Annotated in this window: 11 protein-coding genes and 1 pseudogene; 8 read left to right on the top strand and 4 right to left on the bottom strand. The window is 58.7% G+C overall.

What is annotated here, in order from left to right; translation table 11 throughout:
* The first annotated feature begins 11 nt into the window (after positions 1–11).
* Together PBDP_RS18145 and PBDP_RS18140 are read left to right on the top strand one after the other, a co-directional pair.
* On the top strand, positions 12–572 hold the full coding sequence (locus PBDP_RS18145) for a VOC family protein (RefSeq protein WP_109753303.1): 561 nt from the start codon (positions 12–14) through the stop codon (positions 570–572).
* Between the two features lie 124 nt (positions 573–696).
* A complete protein-coding gene (locus PBDP_RS18140) occupies positions 697–2,334 on the top strand; it encodes a bifunctional 3-(3-hydroxy-phenyl)propionate/3-hydroxycinnamic acid hydroxylase (RefSeq protein WP_109753302.1) in 1,638 nt (545 codons plus the stop codon).
* Between the two features lie 82 nt (positions 2,335–2,416).
* Here the strand turns inward: PBDP_RS18140 and PBDP_RS18135 are convergent, their stop codons facing one another.
* A complete protein-coding gene (locus PBDP_RS18135) occupies positions 2,417–3,103 on the bottom strand; it encodes a GntR family transcriptional regulator (protein WP_109753301.1) in 687 nt (228 codons plus the stop codon).
* A 233-nt stretch (positions 3,104–3,336) separates the two neighbouring features.
* On the opposite strand from PBDP_RS18135, the gene PBDP_RS18130 reads away from it, so the two are divergent.
* The 6 genes from PBDP_RS18130 to PBDP_RS18105 all read left to right on the top strand — a co-directional run bounded on the left by PBDP_RS18130 (position 3,337) and on the right by PBDP_RS18105 (position 11,327).
* On the top strand, positions 3,337–4,989 hold the full coding sequence (locus tag PBDP_RS18130) for a DUF1302 domain-containing protein (protein ID WP_109753300.1): 1,653 nt from the start codon (positions 3,337–3,339) through the stop codon (positions 4,987–4,989).
* Positions 4,990–5,013: 24 nt separating this feature from the next.
* Positions 5,014–6,366: a DUF1329 domain-containing protein gene (locus tag PBDP_RS18125; protein WP_109753299.1), complete on the top strand. Its 1,353-nt coding sequence runs from the start codon at positions 5,014–5,016 to the stop codon at positions 6,364–6,366.
* 216 nt (positions 6,367–6,582) lie between these two features.
* Positions 6,583–7,548, top strand: coding sequence for a WD40/YVTN/BNR-like repeat-containing protein (locus PBDP_RS18120; protein ID WP_249411804.1), 966 nt, complete (start codon positions 6,583–6,585; stop codon positions 7,546–7,548).
* A complete protein-coding gene (locus PBDP_RS18115) occupies positions 7,545–9,947 on the top strand; it encodes an efflux RND transporter permease subunit (RefSeq protein WP_109753297.1) in 2,403 nt (800 codons plus the stop codon). The genes PBDP_RS18120 and PBDP_RS18115 overlap by 4 nt, the downstream gene beginning before the upstream one ends.
* Entirely contained in the window at positions 9,948–10,526 is a 579-nt protein-coding gene (locus PBDP_RS18110) for an NADPH-dependent FMN reductase (RefSeq protein WP_109753296.1), read from the top strand.
* 444 nt (positions 10,527–10,970) lie between these two features.
* On the top strand, positions 10,971–11,327 hold the full coding sequence (locus PBDP_RS18105) for a hypothetical protein (protein ID WP_212801103.1): 357 nt from the start codon (positions 10,971–10,973) through the stop codon (positions 11,325–11,327).
* Positions 11,328–11,520: 193 nt separating this feature from the next.
* Here PBDP_RS18105 and PBDP_RS29965 read toward each other — a convergent pair.
* From PBDP_RS29965 to PBDP_RS18090, 3 genes and pseudogenes are all read right to left on the bottom strand, one after another.
* Positions 11,521–11,625: pseudogene (locus PBDP_RS29965) on the bottom strand (hypothetical protein); the annotation flags it as partial.
* 58 nt (positions 11,626–11,683) lie between these two features.
* Positions 11,684–14,605 carry a DUF4132 domain-containing protein gene (locus tag PBDP_RS18095; RefSeq protein WP_212801102.1) on the bottom strand — a complete coding sequence of 974 codons (2,922 nt, stop codon included), beginning with the start codon at positions 14,603–14,605 and terminating at the stop codon, positions 11,684–11,686.
* Positions 14,606–14,639: 34 nt separating this feature from the next.
* A complete protein-coding gene (locus PBDP_RS18090) occupies positions 14,640–15,080 on the bottom strand; it encodes a hypothetical protein (protein WP_212801101.1) in 441 nt (146 codons plus the stop codon).
* Positions 15,081–15,152 lie beyond the last annotated feature (72 nt).

Raw genomic sequence — 15,152 nt, 5'->3', positions numbered from 1 at the left:
GGAGGTTCCACATGCCCGCGTTACCCACTATCAATTTCACCCATTCCGGCGTGTTCTGCTCAGACCTGGATCGGATGGTCGACTTTTACTGCCGCGTCCTGGGTTTCATCGTCAGCGATAAAGGCGTGGCCTCGACCGGGCATCGCCTGTTCTTCATGACGCAGAATCCGGAGCTGCATCATCAGGTCGTGCTCTTTGACGGCAAGCCTGTTGACCTGCCATTCAACCCGATCAATCAACTGTCGTTCCTGCTCAATTCGCTGGATGACCTGAAGGCCTACTACCAATTCGCCAAAATAAGCGGCATTGAAGGCATTGGCCAAGTGGATCACGGGAATGCCTGGTCGATTTACTTCAAGGACCCTGAAGGCAACCCCGTCGAAATGTATGTCGATACACCGTTCTATACCGCTCAGCCGTGCAAGGAGCCGCTGGATCTCGAGCTGCCGACCGAGGTCATTCTGGCCCAGACCGAGGCGATGTGTAGGCGCCGTCCAGGGTTCCAGACGCGCGAGCAATGGATGGATTCCATTCGCGCGAGAATTGAGGAGCAGCGGGTCCGAATCGCCTGATCGTTCCGGGAGCAGGTCAGCAATCCGTTCCGCCCGGTACAGATGAAGCCTGGTTGATGAGCAGGAGTACCTATCGGCATCAACCAGCACTCGCAATCGACAACTACAAGAAGCGGAGTAGACGATGGACTACGATGTCATCATTGTTGGAATGGGACCGGTGGGCGCCTTGTGCGCCAATCTCGCCGGTCTGTGGGGGCTCAATGCCCTGGTGGTGGAGAAGTCCGAAACGGTCTATGCCAACCCTCGGGCCATGGGCTTTGACCATGAAGTGATGCGCGTTTTCGGTAATATCGGCCTGGCTGACAACATTGCCGAACATGTCATGCCGTACCGCCCCTCGGAATACCGCACGACCGGTTCACAGTTGATCAAGCGTATTGACGCGGCCCAGCCGCCTTTTCCACTGGGTTGGGCGCCTAACTATGTGTTTTCCCAGCCACCGGTGGAACGCGCACTGCGCGAAAAAATTGCCGGCTTCAAGTCGGTCACCGTTGAGCTGGGTTCCGAGGTGCTGTCGGTCGACTCCGCCGAGTCCCAGGTGGATGTGCGCATCCAGGCGAAGGACGGGACCGAACGCGTGGTCACGGCGGCCCATGTGTTGGCGTGCGATGGTGGCACCAGCCCGATCCGCACCCGCCTGGGGTTGAAGATGGACGACCTGGCATTCGACGAGCCGTGGCTGGTGGTCGACGTGATCCTGAACGAAGGGGCAGGGGAGCATCTGCCGAAGACCAATGTACAGTTCTGCGAATTGGCCAGGCCGTGCACCTTTGTCGTCGGCCCCGGGCGACATCGTCGCTGGGAGTTCATGATCAATCCGGACGAGCAGCCGTCGGAAATCTCTCAGCCTGAAATGATCAAGAAGCTGATTGCCCGCTGGTTGCCCGAGGATGATTACCAGTTGTGGCGAGCCTCGGCGTACCGATTCCACGCGTTGATCCTGGAGCAATGGAAAGCCGACCGGGTGTTCTTCCTCGGGGATGCGGCTCATATGACGCCGCCATTTCTGGCACAAGGTATGTGCCAGGGGATTCGCGATGCCTTGAACCTGGTCTGGAAAATCGCGCTGGTGAAAGAAGGGTTGGCCGCTCCGGATTTCCTGGAGACGTATCAGCTCGAGCGTATCCCTCATGTACGCCAGACCACCCTGGCGGCCAAGGAATTCGGCGGTGTGATCTGCGAGCGCGACAGCGAAAGAGCCGCGAAGCGGGACGCACGGCTGATCGAGCATATGAAGGAGAACCCGGGCGGAACCATCCGGCAATCGCTGATACCCGGTCTGTCCCAGGGGTTTATCGCGCAAGTCTCGCCGGCCGGAGAGCTGTTTCCCCAACCAATGGTGATCAACCATGCAGGCAAGCAGGCTTTGCTCGATGAGTTTACCGGCCAGGCATTTCGTGTGGTCATCGCCCCTGGGTTCGATGCCAGTGCGTTGTTGAGATGCCTGCGCAGCAGTCAGTCGCTTAAAGGCCTGCCTATTCATGTTGTGCGGTTGGTCAACCCTGAGCAATCAGGCGCCCGCGCTGGCGATGAGTATCAGGAAGTCGATGGGCTGTTGGCACAATGGCTGGAACAACGAGGGTGCAATGTGGTGATCGTGCGGCCTGATCACTACGTGTATGGCGCAGCGGTCACGGTGGCTTGGGCGATGGAGTTGCTCGAGGGCATGGAGCTTGCGCTGTGGTGCAAGCCGCCGCAGAAACCCACACCGGCCCAGGGCGGCGTTTGCGATAAGACGATCAGGTTCGCACAGGCTTAAAGCCTGACAGGCAACACGTCCTTCGCTTGGCACGGTCCACGAAAACAGTGCCAGGCGAAGGGCTTTTTATGTGTCGCAAGGCTTATTGGAGCGTGGCTTGTCGGCGCTCTATGGCTTCGACGATCCGGCCCAGGGTTTCCTGAATGTGATTGCGCAATAAAGTCACGGCTTTCTCGCTGTCGCGAGTCAGGGCCGCCTCCATCAACTTCTGATGCTCGTTGCCCTTGTGCCTCTGGGTGACCCGCTGCTGGGCGGAAAAGCGCCGGTAGCGTTCGGCCCGATCAAACAGCGAGTCGATCATCTTCAACAACAACGGTGATGGGCACGCCGCGAACAGGGCGAAGTGAAAGGCCTTGTGCCGGGTCGACCATTCATCATCGAGCACCAGCACACCGCTTCCGAGTTTTTTCTCCACCAGATTCAGGCGGTGAAAGGCCCCCAGCACATTGGCCTCCCAGGCATCGTCGCCATGCTCGATAGCATCGGCCAACGCCTCGCACTCCAGCAGACAGCGCATGCGCGTGATGTCGCGAAAATCAGTGACGGAAATGGGGGCGACCCTGAAGCCCTTGTTATCGCTGGCTTCGACCACGCCATCCTGGGTCAGTCGATTGAGGGCTTCGCGAATCGGCGAGCTGCTGAGTCCGTAGGTCTTAGACAGCTCCGCGACCTTGAGCTTTTCGCCAGGGGCCAGCTCACAACAGACAATCGCTTTTTTCATCTTCGTCAACGCGACATCGATCAGCGGAATGCTGGGGGAGGGAATCATGGTCGGGGTCGTCCTGAAATTTGCACCAAACGGATTTTATGCGCAAAACAGAGTTTAGTGCAAAGGCTGATTATCCGCTTGACTTTGAATTTATGCAGGGATAGGTTTTGTGCACAAAGTTGGTTTAAGTGCAGTAAATATTATTTTGAGCACAAAAATCGTGCCAGTGGTATTCGCGGCCAATGCTGCGAGTGGATGACCTTTTACAAAAACAAAAAAACAGGAACATCTCCATGAAAACAGCCAACCAGCGGTTCTGCCCGTTGCCGGTCTCCAGTCTTGCTTGCGCAGTCAGCGCAACGGTGCTGCTGAGTGTTTCAACCCAGGCGCAAGCCTTCCAGATCGACACCGGCAACCCCGATCTTTCGGCGACGTGGGATAACACCATCAAGTACAGCAACGCCTGGCGCGTGAACAAACTCGATCACAAGGTGGCGGTCGGCCCCGGGACCTCCAACAGCAACCCCAACCTGGACGATGGCGATCGAAATTTCGATCGCGGGCTCATTTCCAATCGCCTGGACATCCTTTCCGAATTCGACATCAAGTACAAAGACGTCGGTGCGCGCCTCAGTGCGGCCTCCTGGTACGACAACGTCTACAGCCAGGACAATGACAACGATTCGCCGGGCACCGCCAACTCGGTGAGTGTCGACCATGACGAATTCACCAGTGACACCCGCCGGATCCACGGTCAACGCACTGAAATCCTCGATGCTTTTGTCTATGGTTCGACGGAAATCGGCACGACCTCGTTGTCCGGGCGGCTCGGGCAGTTCACGCAGATCTACGGCGAAAGCCTGTTCTTCGGTGCCAACGGTATTGCCAACGCCCAGTCCACCGTGGATTTGGTGAAGCTTCAGTCAGTCCCCGGTTCTCAGTTCAAAGAAATCCTGATGCCCACCAAGCAGGTGTCCGGCAACTGGCAACTGAACGACACCGTGAGCGTGGGGGCCTACTACCAATTCGAATGGAACAAGACGCGGTTGCCTGCGGCGGGCAGCTATTTCAGCGGTTCGGATTTTGTCGGTGAGGGAGGCGAGCGGGTTTTCTTTCCCACCGGCGAGTTGCGTCACGGAAAAGACAAGGAAGCGAGGGACTCCGGGCAATTTGGTGCGCAGGTGAAATTTGCCGTCGAGGATTGGGAGTTCGGTCTCTACGCCGCGAAGTACCACGAGAAGACGCCGGTGTTTTACTTCCGCCCGGCCGCGCTGGTGCCGGGTGCCGATGACTCATTCATCAATGTCTATCCCGAGGACGTGAAAGTTTTCGGTGCCAGTTTCAGTACTCAGGTTGGAGAGGCAAACATCGCCGGTGAAACCTCGATCAGGGTCGACACCCCCCTGGCAGGCGTCGGCGGCACCATCATCACCGGAATGGACGCCGACAACGATTCCAACCCCGCGTACCCCATCGGTCGGTCTTGGCATGCCCAGGTATCGATGATCAATGTCTACGGCGGATCCGCGCTGTGGGACGGCGCTTCCCTGCTGGGTGAACTGGCTTTCAACCGACGGTTGAGCGTGACCAAAAACGCCGACCAACTGGACCCCAACACCACGCGCGATGCGTTCGGGATGCGCTTCACGTTTGAACCGCAGTACTTCCAGGTGTTTCCGGGCATCGACGTACAAGCACCGATCACCATTGGCTACAACCCGTCCGGGCGTTCTTCCGTCACGCCCCAGGCGTTTGGTCCGGAACATGGCGGCGACCTGACGTTGGGTCTCAAGGCCGATTACAAGAAGCAGTGGTACGCCTCGCTGAGCTACACCAACTTCTTCGGTGAGGCCGGGCCAGTCATCAATTCAGCCAATTCGTTCACCTACCAGCAAAACATGAAAGACCGGGACTTCGTGGCGTTTTCGATCCAGCGAACCTTTTAAGCAAAGAACAGGCGGGCCCTGATAATGATAAAAATTAAACTGCTGTTGCTGTCCACTCTGTCGATCTCCCTGTCTATCGGTACCGCGCTGGCGGCGGTCAGTCCCGACGAGGCGGCGAAGCTCAAGACCACGCTGACGCCCATGGGGGCCGAAAAAGCCGGCAACGCCGATGGTTCCATCCCGGCCTGGACCGGCGGCTTGACCAAGGATGTCGCCGGGGCCAAGTTCGGCGATGTACCTGCCGATCCGTTCCCTGGCGAAAAACCGCTGTTGCAGATCACCGCCAAGAACGCTGCGCAGTACGCCGACAAGTTGAGTGACGGTACCAAAGCCCTGTTGGCCAAATTCCCCGACACCTTCCACCTCGATGTCTACCCGACTCACCGCAGCGCTGCGGCACCGGACAGCGTCTATCAAAACACCTTCGCCAACGCCACTAACTGCAAGACCACCAGCAATGGCCTGTCGGTAGAGGGCTGCTACGGCGGTATCCCGTTCCCGATCCCGAAAAACGGCAACGAGGTGATCTGGAATTTCCTGCTGCGGGTCGAAGCCGAATCCATACAGATGGGTTATGCCAACGTCATCGGCAACGCCGACGGGACTCGGACGTTGGCCAGCCGGGGCGTGGAGAACTGGCAATACCCGTACTACTACAAGGACGGCGCTGCGAATAAATGGTCCGGGCAGTATGCGTTGCTGCGGTTCCTGACCAGCGAGCCACCGTTCAAGGCCGGGGAATCGCTGGTGACCCATGACAGCATCAGCGCCCAGGAGCCTCGGGAGGCCTGGCAGTACCTGGTCGGCCAACGTCGTGTGCGGCGTGCGCCAACCGTGGGTTATGACACCCCGGACTTCGTCGCTTCAGGCGCCAACTATTTCGATGAGGTGCACGGCTTCATCGGCCATCCGGATCGCTACGACTGGAAACTGGTGGGCAAGAAAGAACTGTACATCCCTTACAACGACAACAAGTTCCACGCCGAGAAACGTGACGATGCCTTTACCGCCAACCACCTCAATGCGGACAAAGTGCGCTGGGAACTGCACCGCGTCTGGGAGTTGGAAGCCACGGTTGCCCCGGGCAAACGCCACGCCGTGCCCAAGCGTAGATTCTTCATCGACGAAGACAGCTGGACCATCTCGCTGGTCGATGGCTACGACGCCGACGGCAAACTGTGGCGTGTCTCCCAGGTGCTGCCATTCGTGGTGCCGTCCATTCCTGCGGTGGTGGTCAAGCCTGTGGTGATCTACAACCTGCAGGCCAAGACCTACAGTGTCGTCCAGAGCCTTAATGGCGAAACCTATAGCGTGATACCGCGCAAACCCGAAAACTTTTTCACCGGCACTTCAGTGGCATCCGGATCGGTTCGCTGAGCCTCGCAACAGCTGATTAATACGTTTGGTTCCTGGCGGCGGTGCACGGCCATCGCTTCCGAGGAGCGGCATCATCGAGGTTCAGACATGCCTACTTTTTATTCAGGCCCCATCAGGGTTTTCATTGCCAGCCTTTGGATGGCGACGACGTGTTATGGCCCAAACGCCGTAGCGCAAACGACTGGGTTGTTGCTGCAACCGGCGATCCATAGTGCGATGGCAACGCAATCGGTCATGCTCAGTGTTGCCCGAGCGGGGCAACGGTTGGTGGCCGTGGGTGAGCGAGGTTTCATCATTGTCTCGGATGACAACGGAGCGACCTGGCAGCAAGTCGGCTCGCCGGTCAGCGTGACGCTGGTAAAGGTGCACTTCATCGATGACAGCCAGGGCTGGGCGGTGGGGCATGCCGGAGTTGTCCTGCACAGCTCGGATGGCGGATTGACCTGGGATAAACAGCTCGACGGTGTTCAGGCCGCCGAAATCGAACTCAAGCAAGCCCAGCGCGACTCCGGAGAACAGGCTCCGGAGCGTCTGTCCCAAGCTCAGCAATTGATGGATGAAGGGCCGGATAAACCTTTGCTCGACCTGCTTTTCCTGGACGCGCAAAACGGTTGGGTGGTGGGGGCCTATGGCTTGGCTTTCGTCACCCATGACGGCGGGCTCAGTTGGCAGTCCATTCGTTCCCATGTCGATAATCCAAACGGATTGCATCTCTACGGCATCGCGCGGATAGGTGCCGATGTCTTCATGGCGGGCGAGCAGGGGACGTTGCTGCGTTCCAGTGACGCAGGCCAGACCTTCGAGGCGCTGGCGTCTCCTTATGAGGGAACGATCTTCGGTCTTGCCGCGACCGACAACCATTCGATCCTGGCGTTCGGCCTGCGTGGCAAGGCTTTCGAGTCCCGGGATCGCGGCGAGACCTGGAAGCGTCTCGACACCTTGCAACCGGTGACGTTGACCAGCGGCCTGCGTCTTGATGATGGCTCGGTCTTGCTGGCGGACGAGTCGGGCCGGGTGCTGCGTTTTGCCGATGGCGACACACAGGCCGCTGTCCTTGCGATCCCTCAATCTCGCTACTTCACAGGCATGACGCAAGCGGCGAACGGTGAGCTGATCATCAGCAGCACGCGCGGCATGCTGTCGTCCGCCATAAAAGTGCAATCGTCGGAGCCGTCACAATGAACAGTTTTACGCACTCTGCCGAACACTCGCCTGCACTTGCATCACCTGCTTTTGATCCTGCTTCCGGAACCCTGGTCGAGCGGCTGTTGTTCAATCATCGCAGCATTGTCTTAGGTATCTGTGTGCTCCTCAGCCTGGTGCTCGGCTATCAGGCGTTGAGTCTGAAGCTCAATGCCGCCTTTGAAAAAATGATCCCCACGGATCACCCCTATGTGCAGAACTATCTGCAAAACCGCAGTCAGTTGGGGGAGGGCGGCAACACATTGCGGATTGCGATCGAAGCCAGGCAGGGCAGCATTTTCAGTGCCGAATACCTGGAGACGGTCAAGAAGATCAACGACGAAGTGTTTTTGCTCCCTGGTGTCGACCGCTCCTACATGAAGTCCCTGTGGACGCCGGCCACGCGCTGGATCGGAGTGACCGAGGAGGGCTTCGATGGCGGGCCGGTCATTCCGGACGATTACAATGGCTCGGCCAATAGCCTGGAACAGGTGCAGCAGAATATCGAACGGTCGGGCGAGGTGGGGCGGCTCGTGGCCTCCAATTTCAAGTCCAGCATCGTGCTCCTGCCGCTTCAGGAAAGTACCTCGGATGACGGCACCCCACTGGATTACAACGCACTGTCAAACCGACTCGAACAGATTCGGACCAAGTACGAAAACCAGAACATCCAGATTCACATCACCGGTTTCGCCAAGGTCGTGGGGGACTTGATGGACGGCATGCGGCAGATGCAGCTGTTCTTCGCTGCGACCCTGGTGATCTGCGGGCTCGTGTTGTTCTGGTACACCCGTTGTGCGCGCAGCACAGTGCTGGTACTGCTGTGTTCGATCATCGCGGTGGTCTGGTTGTTGGGTTTGCTGCCGACCCTGGGGTTTGACCTGGATCCGTATTCCATCCTGGTTCCGTTCCTGGTGTTTGCCATCGGCTTGAGCCATGGCGCCCAGAAGATGAACGGCATCATGCAAGACATCGGGCGCGGTGCCGACAAACTGGTGGCGGCGCGCTTCACCTTTCGCCGGTTGTTTCTGACCGGCTTGATGGCGCTGGTGGCGGACGCCGTGGGCTTTGCGGTGTTGATGATCATCAAGATCCCGGTGATCCAGGACCTGGCCGTTACCGCGACCGTCGGTGTGCTGACGCTGATTTTTACCAACCTGATTTTGCTGCCGATCCTGTTGTCATACACCGGCGTGAGCAAAATGGCGGCGCAACGGGAAGCGGCCAACGACCGGTTTTCCAGGTTGGACGCCCATCATGCACGGCATCCGTTCTGGGCCTTCCTGGATCGCTTCACCGAACGCAAATGGGCCACTGGCGCGATCTTTATTGGTGTGGTGCTGGGGGCGGTGGGTTTTGCCATCAGTCTTCACGTCAAGATCGGCGACTTGAATCCCGGAGCGCCGGAATTGCGTCCCGAATCGCGCTACAACACCGACAACCGCTTCATGGTCAGCAACTTCTCCGCCAGTAGCGACAAGTACGTGGTGATGGTCAAGACCCCGCAGTACTTCTGCGCCAATTACCAGACGTTGGTCACGGTGGACGCACTGGAGGCGCAGTTGCAACAGTTGCCGGGCGTGGTCTCCACCACCTCCCTGGCGGCGTTGAGCAAACAGGCTGCCGCCGGCATGAACGAAGGCAGCATGACCTGGTATGAGATCCCCCGTAACCAAGGGCTATTGAACGCGATCATCACTCGCGCACCGCGAGAGTTGTTCAACCAGAACTGCGATCTGCTGACCGTGTATGTCTACCTGACCGACCACAAGGCCGATACGCTCACCCGCGTGGTGCAGACGGTCGAACAGTTCGCGGCCGACCATGACAGCGATCAGATTCAATTCCTGAACGCGGCGGGTAACGCCGGTATCGAGGCGGCCACCAACATCGTCGTGAAGCGTTCGAACGTGCAGATGTTGTTCATGGTGTACGCGGCGGTCATTGCCCTGTGCTTCATCACGTTCAGGTCCTGGCGTGCGGTGGTCTGTACGGTGTTGCCGTTGATGCTCACCTCCGTGCTGTGCGAAGCCTTGATGGTGGGGCTCAACATTGGCGTAAAAGTGGCGACCCTACCGGTGATCGCCTTGGGGGTGGGCATCGGCGTGGATTACGCGCTCTACATCCTGAGCGTGACGCTTGCCAACCTGCGCAATGGTTCAAGCCTGTCGGATGCCTATTACCTGGCGCTGTTGTCCACCGGCAAGGTGGTGGTGATGACCGGGATTACCTTGGGCGTGGCCGTGACCACCTGGGTGCTGTCGCCGATCAAGTTCCAGGCCGACATGGGCATTTTGCTGGGCTTCATGTTCGTCTGGAACATGGTGGGGGCGTTGATCCTGGTGCCCGCGCTCGCACATTTTCTTCTCAAGCCCAAGCCACAGACCGTGAGTATCTAAATGACCGCAACGATAAACATCCTGGGCTTGTCCGGCAGCCTGCGCCGGCAGTCGGCGCATACGGCGATCCTGCGCACGGTGGCCGAACGACTGCCTGAGCATGTCCGGTTGACGCGCTATGGATTGAACGATATTCCGCCGTATAACGAGGATGACGATGGTGCTCATGCACCCCAGGCCGTGATTGCCTTGCGAGCCGCCGTGGCGGCGGCCGATGGGGTTTTGATCGGCTCGCCGGAGTACAACCACGGTATGTCCGGTGTGTTGAAAAATGCGCTGGACTGGTTGTCCCGTCCTCATGGGAAATCGGCGCTGCAAGGCTGTCCGGTACTGAGTTTCACTGCATCGCCGGCGTTCACGGGCGGAGTGCGTGCGCATCAACAGCTCAATGAAACGCTCTGGGCGATCCAGGCGCTGCAGGTCGCCTATCCGCAGATCGTGATCGGTAATGTGACCAGCAAGATAGAGCACGGGCAGCTACGGGACGAATCAGCTCGGGCTTTTTTATTGGATGGAGTTGTAGCGTTGATCGCGCAGATCGCCAGGGAGCCGGCGAGGCGAAGTTCACGTTGTCCTTGATGTCCGCTAAAAACGTCCATTCCTGCTTCAATAACGGACACCCTTTTGATTTCAATGGACCGAAGCGCTCGGGCATGTCACGCCAGGCGGCGCCTGACCCGCCCTTGGCTGCGGCGCTCCTGTATGCCTGATGCCGCGCTCGCCCACCAAGGTGTCGTAGCCGATGTGACCTTGCCGGTCGCTCCGTTGGTTGAAATCCTCCATGGCCGCGCGCGAAGCGGGCACCTTGAGGCTATGCTCATCGCTACTGCAGGCAATGCGACGGGGTCGGGCAGGGCGCGACGTTCATACTCGATATTCCCATCGATGTTGCGCAGAGCCAGATGTGATGCGGTATTCGGCGCACGTCAATACGCCTTGTTGCCCGGCGTGTTGCTGGAGTGGATCAAAGGCTGATGATGGCTTGAGCCTTCACCATTCGCCTTCTCTTTGGAGAATCCTCTGATGCCTAAAGACAAGACCCCCTCTTCGGTTGTTACACAACAACTCCAGATGACGCTTTCGAAATGGGACACTGAGGACGCAGCAAAAGCGTTCCCCATCCAAGGGACTAATGAGATTCCAGAATTGTCGAATGCCGAGTTGGTTCATCTTCGTGTTCGTGTGATTGCTCTGGAAAACCTGGTTATCGCTTTGCTCGCCCAAGGGACGGACCAGCAGCTTGCGGTTGCGCGTGAAATGGCTGGCTACATTACGCCAAGACCGGGTTTTACCCAGCACCCTTTGACGATCCATGCGGCATCCCAAATGGTCAACAGCGTCGACCGTGCAGTGAGATTTCGAAAACTGTCCGGAGCATGAGTGTGTCGCTGGCGTCCATGCCATAAACAGCACCTCATGGTCGGCGTGCATGACTCGGGGTCTTGTGGGTTCGCCGTTTCTTATCCGTATCGAACTTCACCGAGTGGGATCCGCCAACGCTGACTGGCAATGAACTCTTTTTCGGTTGCCTGACTGCGCGATTGGCCGATCCGGGGGCGACTCACAAGGAGATTTACCGCAGCAATGCAAATGCCTGTTTCATTTGGTCTTCACTGACAACGAACGCTCGTAGCTGTCCTGCCATGTCCAGACCTCTGGCTACCAGTCCCTGTGAGTCAAGACTAACCTTCGATCTTTCGGTTTCTCAGGCGACAGCGCAGCGGCGAAGGCCAACATCAGCCGCCGCGCTGTATCTGCTCCAGTATCAGGCTGTCGGTGATGTTCAGGTCGTCCAGCAGCAGAAACATCTTGCTCAGCACTTCGGCCATTTTCTTGTCGGTGTCGGCGAACGGCAGGTAGAACTCCGTAGAGCTGCTGCCGACGGGCACGATACACAGGTAGTTGCCGGGTTCGATATGGATGGCTGCGCTGCCCAGATGAATGCGGTAGTTCGCCCGCTGGCCGGTAATGTGCAGAAAATGCCCTTCGCATCTGACGTTTCGTAACCCCAGACCCTGAATCAACTCGCCGACCAGTTCGGCGCGTCGTTGCAGGGTTTCGTGGCTGGTGCTGTAGCCGTCTGCGGCGTGGGCTACGGAGACCAGCAGGTCGGCGTCACGCATGACCTCCGAAAACAGCAGCGGCGGTACGTGCTCAAGGGGTATGGCTTGCTGGTTGCGGTAGAACACGATCGTGTCGAAGGTAAAGTGTTCTGTTTCCGAGAGGTAATGGCCGGTATCCAGAAAGTTGAACATGGCATGGATGCCGTGCTCTTTGCTCTCGTAATAGATGTCCTCGACGCTTGAGGTCGACCAGTTGCGGACCTGCAGCAACCGAGTGGCTACTTTGCCTTTCAGGCGGTGGCCGGCAAATCGGTTGGACCACAAGCCAGTGTCTCGCTCGACAGGTGTCAGCAGGTACAACTCGCGAAAGGCCTGTTTGAACGGCTGCACGCGGCGGTGGGTGACCACTTCTTTCTGCCAGGCCGACAGTTGTCCTGCCGTGAACAGATGAAAAGGGTGAGCAATACGCAGATTTTTTTCAGCGATGTATTGGCGGCCTTCAAGGTCAGTCACCGTCAGCGTTGCGCTATCGAGCCAGCCCAGCGCAGCGTCGTCGGCTTGCATGATCAGCTGTTCGAGCAGCAGGCGAACCGCAGGCATTTTCAACAGCTGCTTCAGCTCGTCCAGAGCCAGGCTTTCGCCGCTGCTCATCATTGCTTCCAGGGTGCGGCAGAAGCGGGCGATCTGTTCCTTGAGCTGGGTTTGCTGCGCTTTGAGCGCGATGAAGTCTGCGTTTTTGCGAATCGCGGGCGGTGCGGTCTTGAGCGCCTTTGCGCCTTTGCAGATGTGCAACGTAGGCGACAAGCCGTCGATTTCCAGCGTGACGTCATAGCCATCGATGGTGGCGGCTGTCACGGTGGATTCGGCGATTTCCGATTCCATGGCCCATTCCAGGCGAATCACCGAAGGGTAACCGGCGACACGCGCCAGGTTTTCCAGGCCTGCCTGCACCGCTGCGTGGGAGTTGGCCTGTCGCTGAGCGCCGTATTTACGCACCTCTTTGTGCAGTTTCTTGAGCGTCAGGTAGCGCTGGCGTACGTCATCCGGCCCTGTGACGGGTAGCAAGCCATAGATGCGCATGGCCGGCTGTGCGTGGCGGGTCAATTTCTTTTCCAGCGCCGCTCGACCGATGCCCTGGTAGGCGTCGAGCAGTACACGCGTCTCGGGAAACGCCCAGTGCGAGGGTTCGAGTGCCGCGAGGTACTCGCGCAGGTGGTCTGGGTCGGCTTCGGCCAGGGCCTTGTCCAGCAGGTAACGGTCCACCACACCCACGGTTTCATCCAGCGTATTGGGCAGGTCGCTGCCCCAGCCGGACCGAGGGGCCAGGGCAATGTTCAGGTATTCACGCTGGAAGCCTTGCAGATCACTCCAGCCGAGCGCGTCGAGCACCACTCGGCTGGCTTGGCCGGCGTAGGGCAGGGCGGTGAGCAGTGTATTTCTTGAAAAGCCGGACAACGCCGCGAGCAGTTCTGCCGATTGGTTTGTGGGCAAGTCCTGAAGCAGCAGGAAGCATTGGAGCACCGCGGCCGTATCGCCGAAGCTGTCAAAGTCATCCGGCGTTATGCCCAGTCGTTCGATGACCGCCAGGGCCTGCAACAACCAACGGGTCTGATACACCTCTACCGAGCGGAAGGTGTCAGCCAGCCTCTCGGCGTTATCGGGCAATCCAGCCAGGGCGTCCTCGACATAACGAACGGTGAAGTTCGCCAGTTCAGGGGGCGCGACGGCAGGTTCTTGCGTGGGGATTTCATCAATCTGAGACGACTCATCATCGATGTCTTCCGGGGCCTCGTTGTTTGCATCGTCCTCGTCGAAATCTTCATCGGCGTACCGATTCAGATCCACATCATCGCTGTCCAGCCCGGCGTCGTCCGAGTAGAACATCATGGCGCGGCCCCAGGTGTTGGCCGCCCGGACGAAGCGCGGGTAATCGAGGCGGCCCGCTTCCAGCAGGCCCAGCGCGATGCGCTGGATTTCCTTGTGCACGTAGATATACGCGTCGGCGATCTTCCTTTGTTCGCCACCGGGCGCTGAAGGGGGCTGCTCGCGGTTCCAGCTGCCGTCCAGCAACCATTCGGCGAAGGTCTGCCAGGCCGCGGTGGATGGGTAATTGCTCAGGCGATTGATGCAGGCGTGAACGTCGGGGAAGGCCCAGGCCTGGTCCGGGCTTCTTCGGTAATAGGCCGGGTCATCTTCGTCAGTGGGCAAGGGATAGTCACTGTCCTCGAAGGCATATTGCAGCATGTGCTGCAGTCGCGCACCGATCTGCTCCAGTGCATAGGCATCCGGGCGAGCCGTGATCCACGCATCGCAGAGTCGATATTGCAGGCCATAGCGCTGTTGATCGCGGCGGTCCTCCAGATCGTCCCAAATGGTCGGGAACACAAAACCATCCGCCAGTGCCTTGGGCCCATCCTTGGGATGCTGCCTGACCCAGTCATCGGCGATGCGCAGCAAGTCGATGCCTTCCCAGAAATCGGGCTCGAATTCGTCGTAGTGGCTGAGCTCGGGATAGTCATCCAACGCTCTATCACAGAATGTTCGCAGCGCAGCGAGGCGTGTGGTTTGTTCGGGCGCAGGACGGCGTGATTGCATGAGGGTATCCGAGCAAAAAAGTGAGCGACGAGGATCAACCGCCAATCAGCGGCACCAGGCGGATGAACGCGAGCGTGGAAGGGGGGCTCAATTCAATGGATTCATCGAGTCTTTGCAGCATGACGCCGTTGTGCAGAACGCGGAACGCACGGGTTTCAAAACCCTTCAAGGCGCGTTCGACCTCAACGCTGACATCCAGGTCCAGAGGTGCGCTGGCCTGAGGCATGACAACCGCACCTTCACCGGCTTGACGAAGAACGTCCCGCTCGCTCAGGTATTGGCGATCGAGCACTTCGCGCACCGACACTTGTGCCAGCCAGTGCTGGACCGACAGCGCGGCGATCTGTTCGGCGACGGTCAGGCGAATGAGCTCGGCGACCGTCAAGGTCAGCGAGGTCGGTGTCAGGGTGACAGGCGGCAGCAAAGGCTCCTGGCGTGCGCCTTTCAGGCAATAACTATGAACCACGAACTCCATGACGCATTCCTTGCAAGCCAGGCCAGCCGGGGCGGGTGGCGCCTTAGCATAGCCCGGTCTGCAACAAACTTC

The organism is Pseudomonas sp. St290 (genome assembly GCF_018325805.1).
Lineage (GTDB): Bacteria > Pseudomonadota > Gammaproteobacteria > Pseudomonadales > Pseudomonadaceae > Aquipseudomonas > Aquipseudomonas bijieensis.
The sequence above is the reverse complement of the archived record's forward strand: the minus strand, read 5'-3'. Positions and strand labels throughout refer to the sequence as shown.